The 18,439-nt window shown below is 65.7% G+C and carries 15 protein-coding genes; 5 read left to right on the plus strand and 10 right to left on the minus strand.

Translation table 11 applies throughout. The features are described from left to right. Positions 1-7 precede the first annotated feature (7 nt). On the minus strand, positions 8-1,666 hold the full coding sequence (locus QRM89_RS14800) for a methyl-accepting chemotaxis protein (protein WP_285448341.1): 1,659 nt from the start codon (positions 1,664-1,666) through the stop codon (positions 8-10). A 297-nt stretch (positions 1,667-1,963) separates the two neighbouring features. Between QRM89_RS14800 and QRM89_RS14805 the strand changes: the two genes are divergently transcribed. Continuing rightward, complete coding sequence (locus QRM89_RS14805; RefSeq protein WP_285448342.1) at positions 1,964-2,587, plus strand: DNA-3-methyladenine glycosylase; 624 nt, start codon at positions 1,964-1,966, stop codon at positions 2,585-2,587. On the opposite strand, the gene QRM89_RS14810 is transcribed toward QRM89_RS14805, so the two are convergent. Beyond that, positions 2,527-6,921, minus strand: a complete 4,395-nt coding sequence (locus QRM89_RS14810; RefSeq protein WP_285448343.1) for a DEAD/DEAH box helicase — start codon at positions 6,919-6,921, stop codon at positions 2,527-2,529. The genes QRM89_RS14805 and QRM89_RS14810 overlap by 61 nt on opposite strands. Positions 6,922-7,317: 396 nt before the next feature. Here QRM89_RS14810 and QRM89_RS14815 point away from each other — a divergent pair, with 396 nt between their 5' ends. Further along, positions 7,318-7,662: a DUF3301 domain-containing protein gene (locus QRM89_RS14815; protein ID WP_050912576.1), complete on the plus strand. Its 345-nt coding sequence runs from the start codon at positions 7,318-7,320 to the stop codon at positions 7,660-7,662. Between the two features lie 113 nt (positions 7,663-7,775). Here QRM89_RS14815 and QRM89_RS14820 read toward each other — a convergent pair whose 3' ends face one another. The 8 genes from QRM89_RS14820 to QRM89_RS14855 form a co-directional block, all read right to left on the minus strand. Next, a complete protein-coding gene (locus QRM89_RS14820; protein ID WP_186829416.1) occupies positions 7,776-8,108 on the minus strand; it encodes a hypothetical protein in 333 nt (110 codons plus the stop codon). A 31-nt stretch (positions 8,109-8,139) separates the two neighbouring features. Continuing rightward, complete coding sequence (locus QRM89_RS14825; RefSeq protein WP_114998943.1) at positions 8,140-8,583, minus strand: ClpXP protease specificity-enhancing factor; 444 nt, start codon at positions 8,581-8,583, stop codon at positions 8,140-8,142. Positions 8,584-8,661: 78 nt separating this feature from the next. After that, positions 8,662-9,297 carry a glutathione S-transferase N-terminal domain-containing protein gene (locus QRM89_RS14830; RefSeq protein ID WP_285448344.1) on the minus strand — a complete coding sequence of 212 codons (636 nt, stop codon included), beginning with the start codon at positions 9,295-9,297 and terminating at the stop codon, positions 8,662-8,664. Positions 9,298-9,462: 165 nt separating this feature from the next. Continuing rightward, entirely contained in the window at positions 9,463-10,221 is a 759-nt protein-coding gene (locus QRM89_RS14835) for a cytochrome c1 (RefSeq protein ID WP_285448345.1), read from the minus strand. Next, entirely contained in the window at positions 10,214-11,473 is a 1,260-nt protein-coding gene (locus tag QRM89_RS14840) for a cytochrome bc complex cytochrome b subunit (protein ID WP_011037466.1), read from the minus strand. Before QRM89_RS14840 ends, QRM89_RS14835 begins: the two co-directional genes overlap by 8 nt. Continuing rightward, a complete protein-coding gene (gene petA / locus QRM89_RS14845; protein WP_011037467.1) occupies positions 11,473-12,117 on the minus strand; it encodes a ubiquinol-cytochrome c reductase iron-sulfur subunit in 645 nt (214 codons plus the stop codon). The genes QRM89_RS14840 and petA overlap by 1 nt, the downstream gene beginning before the upstream one ends. Positions 12,118-12,480: 363 nt before the next feature. Further along, a complete protein-coding gene (locus QRM89_RS14850) occupies positions 12,481-13,449 on the minus strand; it encodes a lytic transglycosylase domain-containing protein (protein ID WP_274341957.1) in 969 nt (322 codons plus the stop codon). Beyond that, positions 13,446-14,465: a WYL domain-containing protein gene (locus tag QRM89_RS14855; protein WP_285448346.1), complete on the minus strand. Its 1,020-nt coding sequence runs from the start codon at positions 14,463-14,465 to the stop codon at positions 13,446-13,448. The genes QRM89_RS14850 and QRM89_RS14855 overlap by 4 nt, the downstream gene beginning before the upstream one ends. Before the next feature lie 84 nt (positions 14,466-14,549). Here QRM89_RS14855 and QRM89_RS14860 point away from each other — a divergent pair, with 84 nt between their 5' ends. The 3 genes from QRM89_RS14860 (at position 14,550) to QRM89_RS14870 (ending at position 18,351) form a co-directional block, all read left to right on the plus strand. Beyond that, complete coding sequence (locus QRM89_RS14860; RefSeq protein WP_103701041.1) at positions 14,550-15,164, plus strand: glutathione S-transferase; 615 nt, start codon at positions 14,550-14,552, stop codon at positions 15,162-15,164. Positions 15,165-15,230: 66 nt separating this feature from the next. Then, positions 15,231-16,688, plus strand: coding sequence for a tRNA (N6-isopentenyl adenosine(37)-C2)-methylthiotransferase MiaB (gene miaB, locus QRM89_RS14865; protein ID WP_228419264.1), 1,458 nt, complete (start codon positions 15,231-15,233; stop codon positions 16,686-16,688). Between the two features lie 676 nt (positions 16,689-17,364). Continuing rightward, complete coding sequence (locus QRM89_RS14870; RefSeq protein ID WP_228419263.1) at positions 17,365-18,351, plus strand: PhoH family protein; 987 nt, start codon at positions 17,365-17,367, stop codon at positions 18,349-18,351. The last annotated feature ends 88 nt before the right edge of the window (positions 18,352-18,439 follow it).

Consider the following 18,439-nt stretch of genomic DNA (forward strand, 5'->3'; position numbering starts at 1 on the left):
ATCGTCCTCAGAAACGTGCAAACTGGCCTTCGTCCGGGCCCTCGGACATGGCGTAGGCCGGTGCGGCAGTGCCGCGCCAGGTCCGTGCGCCATTGCTGCGGGCTGCGCGCGCGGCCACGGCCTTGCCACGCTTGGGCGGCGTGCTGGCCGGCGCCTGCCCGCCCAGCCGGAAGAACGCCATGCTCTGCTGCAGCTGCTCGGCCTGCGCGCTCATTTCTTCGGCGGTGGCCGCGAGTTCTTCGGAGGCGCTGGCATTCTGCTGGGTGGTCTGGCTCAACTGCACCACGGCCGAGTTGATCTGGCTGACGCCGGAGGACTGTTCTTCGGAGGCGGCAGAAATTTCCTGCACCAGATCGGAGGTGCGCTTGATGCTGGGCACGATGGTGTCCAGCAAGCGGCCGGCGCGGTCGGCGAGCTCGACGCTTGAACTGGCGACCTCACCAATTTCCTGCGCCGCCACCTGGCTGCGTTCGGCCAGCTTGCGCACCTCGGCGGCAACCACCGCAAAGCCCTTGCCATGCTCGCCTGCGCGTGCAGCTTCGATGGCGGCATTGAGTGCCAGCAGATTGGTCTGATACGCGATGTCGTCGATGATGCCGATCTTCTGCGCGATCTGCTTCATTGCCTGCGTGGTGGCCACGACCGCTTCGCCGCCTTCGATGGTTTCCTTCGCGGCCTGGGTGGCCATGCCGTCGGTGATGCGTGCGTTTTCGGTGTTCTGGCTGATCGATGCGGTCATCTGCTCCAGCGAGGCGCTGGTTTCTTCCACGCCAGCCGCTTGCTCGCTGGCCGCCTGCGAAATGCTTTGCGCAGTGGCACTGACTTCTTCCGAGGCGCTGGCCAGGGTTTCGGCACTGGTGTTGACCTCGCCTACCACCTGCGACAGCTTCTGCACCATGGTGCGCATCGCTTCGAGCAGCTGCGCGGCTTCGTCGCGACCATGCACCTCGATGCGCATGGTCAAATCGCCTTCGGACAGCCCGTTTGCCACTTCCACCGCACGGCGGATCGGGCCGGTGACGCTGCGGCTGATCACCACACCGAGTACCCCGCCCAGCAGCACGCCGCCGCAGATAATGGCCATCAGCAACTTGGAACTGCTGCTGTGGATTGCACCGGTTTCGGCGTTCGCCGACGCCGCGCTGCGTTCGCGCAAGCTGCTCAGGTCGGTCATCAAGGTATCGACCTCATCCGAGCTGGCGCGCACCGCGCGTGACAGCTCGGCCAATTCGGGGTTGGCCTCGCGCAGTGCTTCGCGGTTGGCGGCCTCGATGAAGCGGCCGCGCTCATCCAGGTATTTCTGCCAGGCGCGATCGAACTGCGCCAGCTTGGTCTTGCCCTCGTCGGTTTCGAAGCTGGCCCGCACACGCGTCATGTAATCGACCACCTTGGCGGTGTACTTGTCGATGTTCTGCACGTGCGACTGGCGCTCTTCCGCGCTACTGGCCAGCAGCAGGTTCGCACGCGCACGGCCGGCGTAGATCAGATTGATGTTGGCTTCCTTCACGTTGGACAAGCCCAGCAATTCGCGCTCGTACAACGTGGTGGACAGGTCATTGAGCCGGCCGGAGTTGGAGTACCCCACCCAGCCAATGCAAGCGCCGATCGCCGAAACGATCAGAAACGCCACGATCAGCCGGGTTCCGATTTTGAGGTTGCCTAGCATTGGGATGTCTCTTGAGTGAACGTGCATGAGTGCGGTGCGTCGGCAGGCACTTGCTGACACCATCGGTGCAGCGATTGATGTGCCTTGCTAAACCAATCGTTAATGGCTATCGGCGCACGCAAAACGCGCTTGAGGCGGTTTCAGCCTGAATGTGTCGTTCACACGAATGGATGTGTCGATTTGTGACAGTTCACTCGCTTGCCGCGCGCCCCATTCGGAAAATCCCTACCCGCGTTATGCACGCTGTCCGGGACAGTCCCGCAGAGACATCACAACCACCGCGTTAGGCTTGCGCGCATGTCATTGCACTCGCCTTTGCCGCGCGCTTTTTATGCAGCCGATGCGCGCACCGTTGCGCCACTGCTACTCAACAAGGTTCTGGTGAGTGCCGACGGCCGCCGCGGCCGCATCACCGAAGTCGAAGCGTATTGCGGCAGCGAAGATGCCGCTGCGCATTCGTTTCGCGGCATGACCCCACGCACGCAGGTGATGTTCGGTGCGCCCGGGCATTTGTATGTGTATTTCATCTACGGCATGCACTGGGCAATCAACGCGGTATGTGGCGGCGCGCCCGGCCACGCGGTGTTGCTCCGTGCGCTGGAACCGCTGGCCGGCTGTGATGCGATGCATGCCGCACGCGGGGCAGCGCCGTTCAAATCGCTGACTACTGGTCCAGGCCGCCTGGCGCAAGCCTTTGGCGTGAGCGCAGCCGATAACGGACTGGACCTGACCACTGGCGTGGCGCGCTTGTGGATCGAGGACGACGGCACTCCGCCACCAGCGGCACCGCTTGCCGGCCCGCGCATCGGCATTCGCAAGGCCGTGGAATTGCCGTGGCGCTGGGTTGTGCCTGGCAGCGCCTATCTGTCGCGTCCGCTGCCACGTGTGAGCGGCGCACGCGCATCAGTAACCGGCGACTGAGCGAGCCATTGCTGCAGTGGCGTCTGCTCGGCGGCGCCCGGCCCACGTTGCAGCAGTCGCAATGCCTGCTCGCCGTGCTCGTGTGAGAGCTCTTGCAGCGGCTGGAAGCGATCGCCGCTCCATGCGGCCATCGGCAGGCCATCCAGAAACGCCACGCGATTGCCGGGCACGCGCGCGATGCGCTCGCCGGGCAACAGATTGCCGAGCAGATTGGCCGGGTCACTTGCGCTAAGGCAGATCCACTGTTGCGCCAACGGTTGCGCGCGCACGCGACGCATCGCGGCAATGGCATCGGGCAACGCGAACTGTTCGCCGGACACGCCGGCAATAAAACGCCCGCCACGCAATTCGCCACGCGCTTCCAACCGCTGATACACACGCAGTAACTCGCGCCAGGGCGGTAGCCAGGCGGCCTCGCGCTCAAGCAGCCGCCAACACACCACGCCATAGCGGCGCAGCAACGCGCGCGCCACGTGCTCCAGCATTTCCTGGTGCCGCTCGCTGGCCTCGGCCAAGGGCAGCGCCGGCAGGTTGCGCACCGGCGCCCAACGGCCGGCATCGCGGATGCCCAACGCACTGGCACGCCGGCGTTGCCGCGACAGTGCCGAGGGGCGTTTGGACGCCGGCACCAGCAGTGCACGCAGGCCGGCATAACTGTCGCAATGCACGCGCCCGCGCATCACCAGTTCGCTGAGCGCATCTTCCAGCTCGGTGGTCATCAGCCGCGCAGCATCGGCAATCTCATCGAAGAACAGCGCGCCCTGCTCCTGCAGCACCTCCACCACGCGCTGCGCACGTGAGCCCAGCGGCGCGTCATCGTCGGCGCGTGCCAGGGCATTCCAGCGCTGCGCTTCACGCCGCGGCAGCAGCACGATTGGCGTGCCGCGCAACGCATTGCCGCTGCGCCCACCACCCGGACGCAGGCGCGCCCATACCGTGCGACCGGCCGTGCACAGTTCGTCCAGCCAGCCGGGTTGATAGTCGCGCACGCGCGCAGGCAACAGCTCGCTTTCCCAGAGCGCGGCCGGCGCCTCGAAACCTTCCAGCTGGCCAACGATACCGGCCAGTGCGTCCGGCCCGGCCACGCGGTGGTCGGCATCCAGGTGCTGCCATTCGAACAGGAAACGTGCGTAATCGCGCTGCGACACCGGCTCGATCTCGCGGCGCAAGCGCCCCAGCGTGTAGCGATGGATGCGCGCCAGCAGATGCCGCTCGCACCATTCCTCTTCAAGTGCCTGCGCACTGAACCGCCCCGCCATGACATAGCCCTCGCGCTGCAGCCCGATCAAGGCGAGTTCGACCTCTGCTGCCAGCAGGCGCACTGCGCTGCACAGCGCAGACACCTGCGCCGGCCCCACCGCCGACAGGCGGCCGCGCACCAGCTCACGCACCGCCCACTCGCGCTGCCAGTCGTCCACACGGCAATCCGGTGGCGCCTGCAGCGGCGGCTGCGCCACGGCCTGCGGATACAACGGTGCAAACCACTCGATGCGCTCGGCGCTGATCCACAGTGCAGCGCCGTCATCGATCGCAAAACAGGTGGCGCGCCCGGCCGCCGACAACGCCGACAGCCATGCCTGCCACTGTGCATCGAGGGCTTCTTCCACCGGCAGCACACCCAGGCCCACCAGCGCCTCGTGCATCTCTTCAGCATCGCGTGGTTGCGGCCAGGCTTCTTCGCGCACGGCGGCAATCGCCTGCGGATCCAGCTGCCCCAAATCATCGCTGCTCTGCGGCGTGTAGCGCCTGCCCTGCACGGCCTGGGTGCGCCGCTCTTCCAGCGGCGCATCGTCGAGAAAGGCGTACGGACGTGCATTCAAGGCTTCCGCCGCCAGCGGCGACGGCGCGGCCAGATCACGTGCCACCAGCGTGATGGCGCCGGACTCCAGGCCGCGCAACACCTGCAGCCAACCCTCGCTATCCATCGATTGATGGAGGCAATCTTCCAGCGTCTGCGCCACCAGCGGGTGGTCCGGCACCTCGCGCTCGCCAACCAGATTCTCCGCACATGCCACCTGGTCGGGGAACACCGTGGCCAACAGGTCTTCGGACTTCATCCGCTGCAGTTGCGGCGCAACCTTGTTGCCGCCGGAAAAGCGCGGCAGCGCCATCGCGTTGGTGGCATTCCAGCGCCACCGCACACCGAACAGCGGTGCGTCCAGCAACGCCTGCACCAGCACGTGCTCGGCCGATGCGGAATGCAGATAACGCGCCACCTCTTCCAGCGCAAAACTATGGCTGGTGGACAGCGACAACACGATCGCGTCCTCGGTCGCGGCAGCTTGCAGTTCGAAATTGAAGGTGCGGCAGAACCGCTTGCGCAAGGCCAGGCCCCAGGCGCGGTTGATCCGGCTGCCGTAGGGCGAGTGGATGATCAATTGGGTGCCGCCGGTGGCATCGAAGAAGCGCTCCATCACCAGGCAGTGCTGGGTCGGCATCGCACCCAATGCCTGACAGGCGTTCGCCAGATACTCCAACAGTTGCTGCGCCGGCTCCGCGGCCAACCCAACCTCATTGCATAGCCATGCCTGGGCGTCGGCATGCCGTGCACCGTCGAGCCGCGTGGCAATCTCTTCGCGCAGGCGCGACACCGCCAGCGACAATGCATCGCTGCGGCCTGGCGCCTCGCCCAACCAGAACGGAATATTGGGCGGCGCCCCCTTGGCATCTTCAACCCGCACCTTGCCCGCATCCACGCGCAGGATGCGGTAGCTCGCATTGCCAAGTTGGAAGACATCGCCGGTGAGGCTTTCGACCGCGAAATCCTCGTTCACCGTGCCGATGTTTTCCGCCTGTGGCTCCAGCACCACGCTGTAATCGCCGGTTTCGGGAATGGTGCCGCCGGAGGTGAGCGCGGTCATGCGCGCGCCACGCCGCGCATGCAGGCGGCGATTGACCGCATCGCGGTGCAGATAGCCAGCGCGGGGCCCCAGCCGGGTGCTGAAGCCCTCGCACAGCATCCGCACGACCGCATCGAAGGTGGCGCGGCTCAACGTTGCGAATGGCCATGCGCGGCGCACCAACGCAAACAGCGCATCTTCGTCCCAATCTTCGCAGGCAGCTTCGGCGACGATCTGCTGCGCCAGTACGTCGATTGGCGCGATCGGAAACCGCAGCGCATCCAGTTCGCCACGGCGGATGCCATCCAGCAGCGCGGCGCATTCGACCAGCTCGTCGCGCGTCTGCGGGAACAGCCGCGCCTTCGGCGTGCCGCCGACCGCATGTCCGGACCGGCCGGCGCGTTGCAGGAAGGTGGCGATCGAGCGTGGTGAGCCGAGTTGGCAGACCAGGTCCACATCGCCGATATCCAGGCCCAGCTCCAGCGATGCAGTGGCCACCAGCACGGTCAATTCGCCGGCCTTGAGTCGGCGCTCGGCCAGCAGCCGCGTCTCGCGCGACAGGCTGCCGTGATGCGCTGCCACGCGCTGCTTGCCCAGCAGCTCGCCCAGGTGGCGCGCAGCCCGCTCGGCCATGCGCCGCGTGTTGACGAACACCAGCGTGGTGCGGTGCTGTTGCGCCAGCGCAGCGACCTCGGCATACACCTGCAGCCATTGGTCGTTGGACATCACCACGCTCAACGGCGTGGGCGGCAGCGCCAATGCCAGATCGCGTTGACGGGTGTAGCCGATATCCACGATCTCGCACGGCGGCGTCGCGCCGTCCTCGCCAACACCCACCAGAAACTGCGCCACGGTGTCGATCGGCTTCTGCGTGGCAGACAGGCCCACCCGCGTGATGGGCTGCTCGGCCAACCGCTGCAGGCGCTCCAGGGTCAATGCGAGATGGCTGCCGCGCTTGTCCGCTGCCACTGCGTGGATCTCGTCCACGATGACCGTGCGTACATGGCGCAACGCGCTGCGCCCGGAGGCCGAGCCCAACAGCACGTACAGCGACTCCGGCGTGGTCACCAGAATATGCGGCGGCACACGACGCGCCTGAGCCCGCTCGCGCTGCGGCGTGTCGCCGGTGCGCACCGCCGTACGCACCGGCACATCGGGCAGGCCCTGCGCCAGCAACTCCGCACGGATGCCCTGCAGTGGCGCCTCCAGATTCAGATGGATGTCGTTGGACAAGGCCTTGAGCGGCGAGACGTAGATCACCCGCGTTTGGTCCGGCAGCGCACCGCCCCGGGCCAGGCCGTCACGGATCAACGCATCGATCGCTGCAAGAAATGCGGTGAGGGTCTTGCCCGAGCCGGTCGGCGCCGCCACCAGGGTATGCCGCCCGGCCTTGATCGCCGGCCACGCAGCGATCTGCGCCGGGGTGGGCGCAGCAAAGGTCCGCCCGAACCAGGCGGCGACCACGGGATGAAAATGCTGTAGGACTGGATGCATGGGCGGGGCCCGAGGCGCACCAGGCAGGGCCGTGCGGCACTCGGCGTCGACAGGGGCAGAATCCTAGTGATGGGGCTTGCCGACCGCCAGAACAAGCCAGCCGCCGTGGGCGCGGTGAATTGTTTAATGGCGACTACCGCAATCGCGCGGTGCTTGGGCACGCATGGCACAGGCAAGCCGAATCCCCTCGGTAAAGCGCAGTCCGCGGGTGCGCATCCTGCGAACACGCCGAATGCCTGAGCACACACGCCGGCTGCGCGCACCGCTCGCGCTTGCCTGGCGACTGCGAGCGCTGTGATCACTGGCCTCGCGCCAATCTGCACGCGACAGCACCGCAACGCTGCGGCCCGGCACCCGCGATTGTCCAGCGCCTGCGCGGCATGGCACATTGTCGGCATGCCCAGCCTGATTCTCTTCATGATTGCCGGCGCCGCGCTCTACGCGTTCTGGAACGCGTCGCGTGCCGCAGCCGAACGCGCCGAGGTGCTCGGCCGCAATGCCTGCCGTGCAGCCGATGTGCAATGGCTGGACCAGAGCGTGCACTCCACTAACCTGCGCATCTGCCGGATGCCCAACGGCTGGCTGGGATTCGAGCGCACGTTTCGCTTCGAATATTCGCACGATGGCGTGGACCGCCACAGCGGCCGTCTGATCCTGCGCGGCGAGCAGCTGATTGCCTTCACCGGCCCACAGGTAGCAACCGTGCGAGCATTGCATCCGGAGCAACAACGCCTGGAGTGATGGGCACTGATCCCGTAGCGGCGCTGGCTAGCTAGTGGCGTCACTGCACTAAAAACTCGTCAGCGCGCCGCGGCAGCAAGATCCGCCAAGACGTCGAGTGTCGCAACGACACATCAAGCGCGCGAAGGCATGCCACCAGGCAGCGGCTCGTAACCATCTCCCCGGCCACTCAACCAACGCAGCTCCCGCTTGCCCTCCTGCCGCAGATGCGCCTGCGCCAGTGCAAACAGCGGCTGCGCCAGGTCAGCCTGCGTCAACAGGCGCAGCGTACCGTTGACCTCGATGTTGAGGAAATGCGCCTCTTCCGGCGTGTCGGTGTAGCTACGCGCAATCAGACCGATCCCGCCATCCACGAAGTGGTAGATGTCGTACTCGTAGTCATACGCGTACTCGCCGGACGCATCCGGCGCGCTGCAATCGGTGTGGCGGACGCGCGAGACCTGCATCGGTGCAGTGCTCGGCAACGTCCGCGACCGCTTACTTGACCACGCGCAGGTGCGGGCGCTTGCCGGTGCTCGGCGGCTCGTCCGGCGGTGGCGGGCTCGGCGGTGACGGCGTACCGGGATCCGGCGGCTCGGTGCTGGTGCCCGGGATGTCGTCCGGCAGTGCCATGCCCTGCCCGGTCTCGCGCGCATACACGGCCAGCACGGCCGGCATCGGCACCATCACCGGATAGCTCACGCCACCAAAGCGCGCGGTAAACCGCACGCTCTCGTTGTCGACATTCAGGCCAACCACGGCACGCTCGGCAATGTTCAGCACCACGCGGCCGTCCTTGACGGCACTGGTGGGCACCTGCACGCCGGGCAGCCCGGCATCGACCAGGATATGCGGCGTCATGCCGTTGTCGTTGATCCACTCCACCAAAGCCCGCAAAAGATACGGGCGGTGGCTGGTCATGCGGGGGAAATCTTCGCTCATTGCGTCATTTTACCCGCACACGACGCGCAGCGGCGGCGGTGCCATCGGAACTCGGTCTGTTGGCATACAGCCGCACCATCAACCCGGCATGTCGCGCAGTTTCTTTTCCTGATCGGTCAGGCTGCGGATGAAGCCGGGATTGCGGAAGATGCGGTTGCCATAATCCTCGATCGCCTTGCTGTCCTTGGGCGGGCTGATCTCCAGCGCATCCAGCCGCCAGATGATTGGCGCCATCGCGCAATCGGCCAGGCTCATTTCAGGATTGAGGAAGAACTTGCTGGCCTTGAACAACGGCACCGAGGCGGTCAGCAGTTCCTTCAGGCGCTTGCGCCCGGCTTCGGCCTGGGTCTTGTTGCCCAGCTGGATCGCCTGCACCTGCGGCACCCAATCGTGCTCGATGCGCAGCATCGCCAAACGCAGGCGCGCACGCGACAACGGGTCGACCGGCATCAGTGGCGGATGCGGGTAGCGTTCGTCGAGGTATTCGCTGACCACCGAGGCGGCGTAGAGCACCAGGTCGCGTTCGACCAGGGTCGGCACCGAGTGGTAAGGATTGAGATCGATCAGATCTTCCGGAGGATTCTGCGGGTCGACTGACACCAGGTCGTAGGTCACCCCTTTTGCCGCCAGGACCAGTCGGACCCGGTGGCACAACACATCATCGTTGGACGAAAACAAAGTCAAGGTATTCCGCATACGCACACTCGTCGCCATTCAAGGCTCTCCGACGACCGGAATCCGCCGGCCGCATCGGTGCGGCCGGCCCAACGCCGACCGTCACCACGGTCCATCGAGTGTGCAATCACGTCACGCAAAAGCCAATAGTGCTAAGGACACGGTCGCCGCACTGGCGACGCCGTATCCGGCTTTTGGGCGTGATCAGTGCACGTCCTTCCAGTATTCCTTCTTCAGCAGATACGCGATGAAGGTAAGCAGGGCCAGGAACAGGATCACCCACACGCCCATGCTCTGCCGCTTGAGCGCTGCAGGCTCGCCGGCGTACTCCAGGAAGTTGGCGATGTCGCGCACCGTCTGATCGAATTCCACCGGCGTCTGCCGGCCGGGCTGGCCGAGCTTCAATGCCTGCACCGGGCGATCGCCGGTGGCCTTGTCCGGTGGGCCGAACTGCGCCTGCTGCAGGCCTTGCAGCTCCCACAGCGGGTTGGGCATGGAGGCATTGGGGAACAGTTGATTGTTCCAGCCCAGTGGACGGGTCTGATCCAGATAGAACGACTTGAGGTAGGTGTAGACCCAGTCGGTGCCACGCACGCGTGCAATCAGGGTCAGATCCGGCGGCGCCTTGCCGAACCATTTGGTGGCCGCATCGTGCGGCATGGTGCCTTCGATGTGTTCGCCCACCTTGGCGCCGGTGAAATTGAGGTTGGCCATGACTTCGGCCTCGCTCAACCCCAGGTCGCTGGCTATGCGCGAGTAGCGCAGATATTTCAGCGAGTGGCAGCCGGAGCAGTAGTTCATGAACAACTGCGCGCCGCGCTGCAGCGATGCGCGGTCGCCCAGGTCGTTGCCGGCCTGTTGCACCGCCCCGCCCTCTGCCGCCAGCGCACCGCCGGCGAACAGCACACCACACAGCAAGGCGACCACGTGCGACTTCCATGACCTCACGATGGGCTTAGTCATGTGTGGTCACCCGCTCCGGTACCGGTTTGGTTTTGTCCAGCCGCGTCCACACCGGCATGGTGATGAAGAACGCGAAGTACAGGAAGGTCAGCACTCGCCCCACGTAGGTTTCGTGCGCATCGGTGCCGGGGCCGGAGCCGATCACGCCCAGCCACACGAAGCACACCACCAACACGGCCAGCGCCACCTTGGAGATCCAGCCGCGGTAGCGGATCGAACGCACCTTGGCGCGATCCAGCCAGGGCACCAGGAACAGGATGGCGATCGCCGAGAACATCACCAGCACGCCACCGAGCTTGTTGGGCACCACCCGCAACATCGCGTAGTACGGCGTGTAGTACCACACCGGCTTGATGTGCTCCGGCGTCACCAGGCGATTGGCCTCGGTGAAGTTGTCATGCTCCAGGAACAAGCCACCGAAGGCCGGCGCAAAGAAGATGATGAAGGCAGCGATGACCAACAGGAAGCCGACGCCGACCAGATCCTTGACCGTGTAATACGGATGGAACGGAATGCCATCGGCCGGCTTGTGCGCATCCCAGCGGTTGCCCTTGGGCCCCTTCTTGATGTCCACACCGTCGGGGTTGTTGGAGCCCACTTCATGCAGCGCGCCCAGGTGCAGCACGATCAACAACAGCAGCACCAGCGGCAATGCGATCACGTGCAGCGCGAAGAATCGGTTGAGCGTGGCATCGCCGGGCAGGTAATCGCCCATGATCCATTCGGTCAGCCCATTGCCGATCACCGGAATGGCGCCGAACAACGAGATGATCACCTTCGCGCCCCAGAACGACATCTGGCCCCAGGGCAGGACGTAGCCCATGAAGGCTTCGGCCATCAGCACCAGGTAGATCAGCATGCCCAGGATCCACACCAGTTCGCGCGGCTTCTGGTAACTGCCGTACATCAGGCCGCGGAACATGTGCAGGTACACCACGATGAAGAACAGCGAGGCGCCGGTGCTGTGCATGTAGCGGATCAGCCAGCCCCACTCCACGTCACGCATGATGTATTCGATCGACGCGAAGGCATCGGCGGCGCTGGTCTTGTAGTGCATCGTCAGGAAGATGCCGGTGACGATCTGGTTGACCAGCACCACCATCGCCAGTGAACCGAAGTAGTACCAGATGTTGAAATTCTTCGGCGCGTAATACTCGCTGACATGCTTGCGATACACCGGCATCAGGCCGGGTGCGCGTTCGTTGACCCACTCGAACACGCCGTTGGCGGTACGAACCAGGATATTGCTCATCAGGCAGCCCCCGTGCTGTTGGCCGGCTTGCCGGCTGCGTCCGGATCGACGCCGATCACCAGCGTGTTGTCATCGACATAGTGGTGTGGGGGCACCAGCAGATTGATCGGTGCCGGCACGCCATCGAAGACGCGACCGGACATGTCGAAGCGCGACTTGTGGCATGGGCAGAAATAGCCGCCCTTCCACTGCGGGTCATAGGGCTCGGGCCGGATCTCGGCCACCATCTCCGGCGAGCACCCCAGGTGCGTGCACAGGCCGACCAGGACCGAGATGTCGGACTTGATCGAGCGGTACTCGGGGTTCTTCAGCACGTAGTCCGGCTGCTGGTCCTTGTTCTCGGACTTTGGATCCTTGAGCCGGTCGTCCAGGGATGGCAATGCATCGAGCATCGCCTTGGACCGCTTGACGATCCAGATCGGTTGGCCGCGCCATTCCAGGATCAGCCGCTGGCCTTCCTGCAAAGCGCTGATGTCGGCGGTCACCGGTGCGCCGGCCAACTTGGCACGTGCACTGGGATTCCACGACTTCACGAACGGGACTGCGAGAAAACCTGCTCCGACCGCACCGACCACGGCGGTTGTCGCGGTCAAAAACCGACGACGTCCTGTGTCGGCAGGTGCGTTAACCCCATCGTTGGCCATCCGGCTCTCCGATCTTGATTAGGTAGCGTGAGGCTGCCAGCGGCTGGCGGGGGGTCCAGCCGCGATGAATCGACCGCAGTGTAGCGGAACGCTTAATGCACAGACAATGCAATGTACGCAGTCGGGCATGCGCGATGCAAACCCTCTCGTGCATCGGCATGCAGGCGGGTGTGGCGAAGCACACCCGCGTGGGCCACGTGCGTGATGCAGTCCATGAAACCGCGCAGCTCAAGGCGCGGCGCGCGGCGATGCAGGCATGGCCGGAGCAGCGCGCATGCGAGCAGCACACGCGTGCAATCGCATTGCACTGCATCATTGGGCGTCGGTGTCGTGCATCATGCGTGCCGTGCACGCACGCGCGCACTAATTGGCGGTGGAGGCCTGACCGCGGTAGCGGCCAGCCAGCAGGCCGACGCGTTGCACGTAGCGCTGGGTCTCGCTGTAGGGCGGCACGCCACCATAACGATCCACCGCACCCTCGCCCGCGTTGTATCCGGCAGCGGCCAGGGTGAGATCGCCGTTGAAACGCTTCAAGAGCCACGACAGGTATTGCACCCCGCCGCGGATGTTCTGCCCCGCATCGTAGGCATCGCTGACCCCGAACCTGCGCGCGGTGCCCGGCATCAGCTGCATCAGGCCTTGTGCGCCGGCGCGGCTCAAGGCCAGCGGGTTATACGCGGATTCGGCATGGATGATGGCCCGCACGATCGACTCTTCGACCCCGAACTCGCGCGCGGCGGCAGCGATCTCCTGCTGGTAGGCACTGGTGTTGAGCCGGATCGCACCGAAGTTGACGCCCGGCTTGGCGCCACAGGCGTAGCAGGTCTCGATGAAGCTGTAATGGATGGTGCGTAGGCCTTCGATGCTGGCCACTTGGCGCGGGCGCGCACTGGTGTAGTGTCGCACGCCGTCCTTCATATACGAATACACCTGGCCGCTGACCACCCGGCGCGGGTTGACCGCAGCCGCTGCCGGCAGTGGCGCGATGGCGCTCTCGGACACTGGCATGCTGCGGCCCGCCGGCACCGGCGCGCTGGCGACCTCGGCCGTGCGACGAGCGGTGACCGGCGGGCTGATGATGGTGGCCGGGGCGCCGCTGTTGATGTCGGGCACGGTGCGCGCAGGACTGGCGGCTAGGCGAGCGGACGACCGGCTGGCCGAGCGGTCTGGCGTGTACTGGCTGATGATGCTGCAGGTGGCGCCGCTCTGGCGCTTGCTGACGTAACTGGCAATGCCATCGGCGCTGACACACTTGTACAGCGTGCCGGCGCTGGCGGGCGCAGCCGCCAACGTGACAAACAAGAGCCCCAGTGTTCTTGACATCCCCTTCATGCGGCGGAGTGTCCCAGCTTGCCCGGCACTTGCCAAGTGTCCTCGCCGGTGCTTGCCGGCAACTGCTCCAGCCGGGTCCGCAGCTGCGTCAGCGCCTCGCACAACGGGGCGCGCAGGTGAGCTGGCGCGAGCGCCTCGAACGGCTCCTCGAGCAGCAACAGGTTGGCCGCCAATGCCGGCAGGCTGGGCGCGCCCAGGCCCAGCCAGCAGTGGTCGGTGCCGTCCGCCTCCAGCGCGCCCAGCCAGGGCGGTACGCGGGCCGCCAGTTCCTGCAGGCTGCCGCGCAGGCGCACCCGGGCCCGATGCGGAAACGGCGCCTCGCCGATCGCCTTGCGCAGCAGCTGCAATGGCTCGTCTGGCAGCGCGCGGGCTTGCGCCTGCATGCCGGTGGGCTGGGCCTGATCGATGCGATCCGCGCGCAGGGTGCGCCAATCCTGGCGTTCGCAGTCCCAGGCCAGCAGGTACCAGCGGCGGCCGTAGTTCACCAGCAGAGCTGGCTCGACCCGGCGGCGGATCTGCTCGCCGGAATGGCGCCGGTACTCCAGTTGCAAGGTGGTGCGATCGCGGCAGGCCCCGGCCAGCAGGGCCAGCATCGCCGCGTCCACCAGGCTGCCTGGCGCGGCGGTGGGCAGGCTGGCCATGGCGGCATGCGCGGCGCTGGCACGTTGCTGGTGCCGGCGCGGCAGCAGCGGATCGAGCTTGGTCAGCACGCGCGCGGCCGCGTCGTCCAGGCCAGCAATGGCCGGCGCGGCCGCGCGCAGCGCGATGGCCACGGTCAGCGCTTCGTCTTCTTCGAACAGCAGCGGCAAGGCCGCCGCGCCGTGCCCCAGCCGGTAGCCGCCGCCGATGCCGGATACCGCGCGGATCGGGTAACCCAGCTCGCGTAACCGCTCGATATCGCGGCGCACGCTGCGCGGGTGAATTCCCAGGCGCTCGGCGAGAGCCGCGCCCGGCCAATCTCGCCCGTTCTGCATGAGCGCGATCAGACGAAGCAAGCGGGCTGCGGTGGAGGCCATGCCGGCACCGTATTGCGGACAGAAACTGTCCGCAAGTGCTGGTTACGCTCCATGTCTCGTCTTCCTTCCAGCCAGGAGCTTCCGATGCATAGCAACCGCCACATCACCCTGTTCCACAATCCGCAATCGCGCTCGCGCGGAGTCCTGGTGCTGCTGGAGGAACTGGGCGCCGACTACAGCCTGCAGCGGCTGGATCTGGAGCGCGGCGACCAGCGCGATGCCGCGTTCCTGGCGATCAACCCGATGGGCAAGATTCCCGCCATCACGCACGGCGACAGCGTGGTGACCGAACAGGCGGCGATCTACCAATACCTGGCCGAGCTGTACCCGGACGCCGGGCTGTCGCCTGCGCCGGGCGACCCGGACCGCGGCGCCTATCTGCGCTGGCTGGCGTTCTACGGCTCGGCCTTCGAGCCGGCCCTTATCGACAAGGCCATGAAGCGCGATGCACCGCCACGCTCGCTGTCGCCATGGGCCGACTTCCCCACCGTGCTGGCGGTGGTGGATGCCCAGCTGGCCAAGGGCGACTATCTGCTCGGCGCGCGTTGTTCCGCCGCCGACGTGCTGTGGGGCAGCGCGCTGGGCTGGATGGCCGGCTTCAAGATGATCGACCCACCTGCCCCGACCCTCGCCTACATCGCACGCATGGCCGCGCGGCCAGCGGTGGCGCGGGCCGCGGCGGTCGATGCCGGCGCCTGAGCGCCACCGGGGCGGCATCAGCGGGTAAACTGCGCGGCTCTCTTCTACCCGCCTGGAATAAGCGCCATGCCCGGGACATCCGTTTCCGATCTGCCGACCACGGCCACCGCCGTGGACGCGCCCGCCCTGCTGCCCCTGCCCGTTGGCCGCCCGCAAGCGCCTGCCGTGGTGCGCGGCAAGCTGTACATCAAGACCCACGGGTGCCAGATGAACGAGTACGACTCGGCCAAGATGGCCGATGTGCTTGCCGCGTCCGAAGGACTGGAGCTCACCGACAACCCGGAAGACGCGGACGTGGTGCTGGTCAACACCTGCTCCATTCGCGAAAAGGCGCAGGAAAAGGTGTTCAGCCAGTTGGGCCGCTGGAAGGCGCTCAAGGCCGGTGGCAAGCCGGTGATCATCGGCGTGGGTGGCTGCGTGGCGTCGCAGGAAGGCGAAGCGATCGTCAAGCGCGCGCCGTACGTGGACCTGGTGTTCGGCCCGCAGACCCTGCACCGGCTGCCGGAATTGATCCGTGCGCGCCGTGAGTCCGGCAAGTCGCAGGTGGACATCAGCTTCCCGGAGATCGAGAAGTTCGACCGCCTGCCCGAACCGCGTGCCGATGGCCCGTCGGCGTTCGTGTCGATCATGGAAGGTTGTTCCAAGTACTGCTCGTTCTGCGTGGTGCCCTACACGCGCGGCGAAGAAGTCAGCCGGCCGTTCGAGGACGTGCTGGTGGAAGTGGCGCAGCTGGCCGCACAAGGCGTGCGCGAGATCAATCTGCTCGGCCAGAACGTCAACGCGTATCGCGGTGCGTACGGTGCCGATGCTGGCGAGCCGGCGCAGTACGCCGATCTGGGGTTGCTGATCCGTACCATTGCGCAGATCGACGGCATTGGCCGGATCCGCTTTACCACCTCGCACCCGCTGGAGTTTTCCGATTCGCTGGTCGATGCCTACCGCGATGTGCCGCAACTGGCCAATTACCTGCATCTGCCGGTGCAGGCCGGCAGCGACCGCATCTTGTCGGCGATGAAGCGCGGCTACACCGCGCTGGAATTCAAGTCCAAGATCCGCAAGCTGCGCGCGGTGCGGCCAGACATCTCGATCAGCTCCGACTTCATCGTCGGCTTTCCGGGCGAGACCGACGCCGATTTCGACAAGACCATGAAGTTGATCGAGGACGTGGGCTTCGACCAGAGCTTCTCCTTTATCTACTCGCGTCGCCCCGGTACGCCGGCATCGGATCTGCAAGACGACACCCCCGATGCGGTGAAGCAGGCGCGCCTCGCACGTCTGCAGGCGCATATCAACGCGCATGCAGCCGGCATTTCGCAACGCATGGTCGGCAGCGTGCAACGCGTGCTGGTAGAAGGCCCGTCGCGCCGTGATGCCAATGAACTCACCGGCAAGACCGAAAACATGCGCCCGGTGAATTTCCCGGGGAATCCGCGCCTGGTGGGCCAGTTTGTGGATGTGCTGATCACCGAAGCACTGAGCAATTCGCTGCGCGGGCGCATCCAATTGGACGACAGCGCGGTCTGAGCGGGCAGCGCGCGTTCTTGCCCTCCCGAAGACCCCACACGCTGATGGAGTTGGCGTGTGGTGGTCGCCCAGGTGCAGGCCGACGACTGTGGCGAGACATGGTGCAGGCCGACGCAGTGCTGCGCCATGGTGGAAGCATCACGCGCTGCGGTGGTCATAAGTAATGACTGCAAGCGCGAAACGATTCTTGTCCGATGGCCAATGCGTCACTGACTAGCGCGCCGTGGCACGGTTCTGCACCGCAGCGATATCCCGCTGACATGCACGTCCATATGCATCGCTCCCCAGTGCAGCATCACAGCGACGTGCTCAAACACGCGCCACGCGTCCTGGTCATTTTTTCGCCATGCAACTGCAAGGCCTTGTCGCAGTAAGCGCATCGCCACTTACCCACAGGCTTTGGCGAGAACCATCCACATCCGGTGTGGACAACCTGCCACCCGCTGGTCATTTTTTCGCCACATGCTGTGCGAGCCTTGCGGCAGTAAGGCAAACCGAATCTATCCACAGGTTACTGGTACGACGCTCCACACCCGGTGTGGAAAAGTCCTGGCTGCGCTCTGCACCTATGCACGACGCGGTGCTGCGCCGCCCGGTTTGCTGGTGGGATCACGCCCCCCGCGCTACCCTTTTGCTCCCGTCCTACCGACGCCGCGTTGCGGTGTCCGATCCAATCATGAACTCACCAGCGTCCCGCGATTTCACCCTCGACCCGGCCGACACCGAGCGTCTGGCCAACCTGGCCGGTCCGTTCGATGCGCACCTGCGCCAGATCGAGCTCAAGCTTGGCGTGGAGATCGCCAACCGCGGCAACATCTTCCGCGTCACCGGCCCGGAGCCTGCGGTCGATGCCGCGCAGCATCTACTGACCGCGCTGTATGACGAAGCCGCCTCCACCACGTTCGACAGCCACGCCATCCATCTGCGGCTCAACGATGCCAATGTCGAGCAAGTAGCGCAGCGCGCGTACGAACCACAGGACGTGGCGATCAAGGTCAAACGCGGCACCGTGCGTGGCCGCGGTGCCAACCAGGCCAAGTACCTGCACGCGATCACCACCCACGACATCAATTTCGGTATCGGCCCGGCCGGCACCGGCAAGACCTTCCTGGCCGTGGCCAGCGCCGTGGAAGCACTGAACGAGTCGCGCGTGCAGCGGCTGATCCTGGTGCGCCCGGCGGTGGAGGCTGGCGAGAAGCTGGGCTTTCTGCCCGGCGATCTCAGCCAGAAGGTCGACCCCTACCTGCGCCCGCTATACGACGCCCTGTATGAAATGCTGGGCGTGGAAAAGGTGGTCAAGCTACTGGAAAAGAACGTCATCGAGATCGCTCCGCTGGCCTACATGCGTGGGCGCACCCTCAACGACGCGTACGTGATCCTGGACGAGGCGCAGAACACCACCATCGAACAGATGAAGATGTTCCTGACCCGCCTGGGCTTCGGTTCCACCGCGGTGGTCACCGGCGATCTCACCCAGATCGACCTGCCCAAGCACGTCAAGTCCGGCCTGCGCGATGCCGTCGACGTGCTGCGCGAGGTGGACGGGGTGAGCTTCACCTTCTTCGAAGCCCGCGACGTCGTGCGCCACCCGCTGGTACAACGCATCGTCACGGCGTACGAAAAGCACGATCTCGCCCACACGCCGGCCGAACCCGCAGCCTGAAACCACGTTGATGCAGGCACCGCCAGGTGTCCTGCGCCCAGGTGGTGCGTCGCAATGTCGGCGTGGCGCAGGCATCTGCGCAACCATG

Origin of the sequence: Xanthomonas sp. LMC-A-07, from assembly GCF_030208825.1 — a bacterium.
Classification (GTDB): domain Bacteria; phylum Pseudomonadota; class Gammaproteobacteria; order Xanthomonadales; family Xanthomonadaceae; genus Xanthomonas; species Xanthomonas campestris.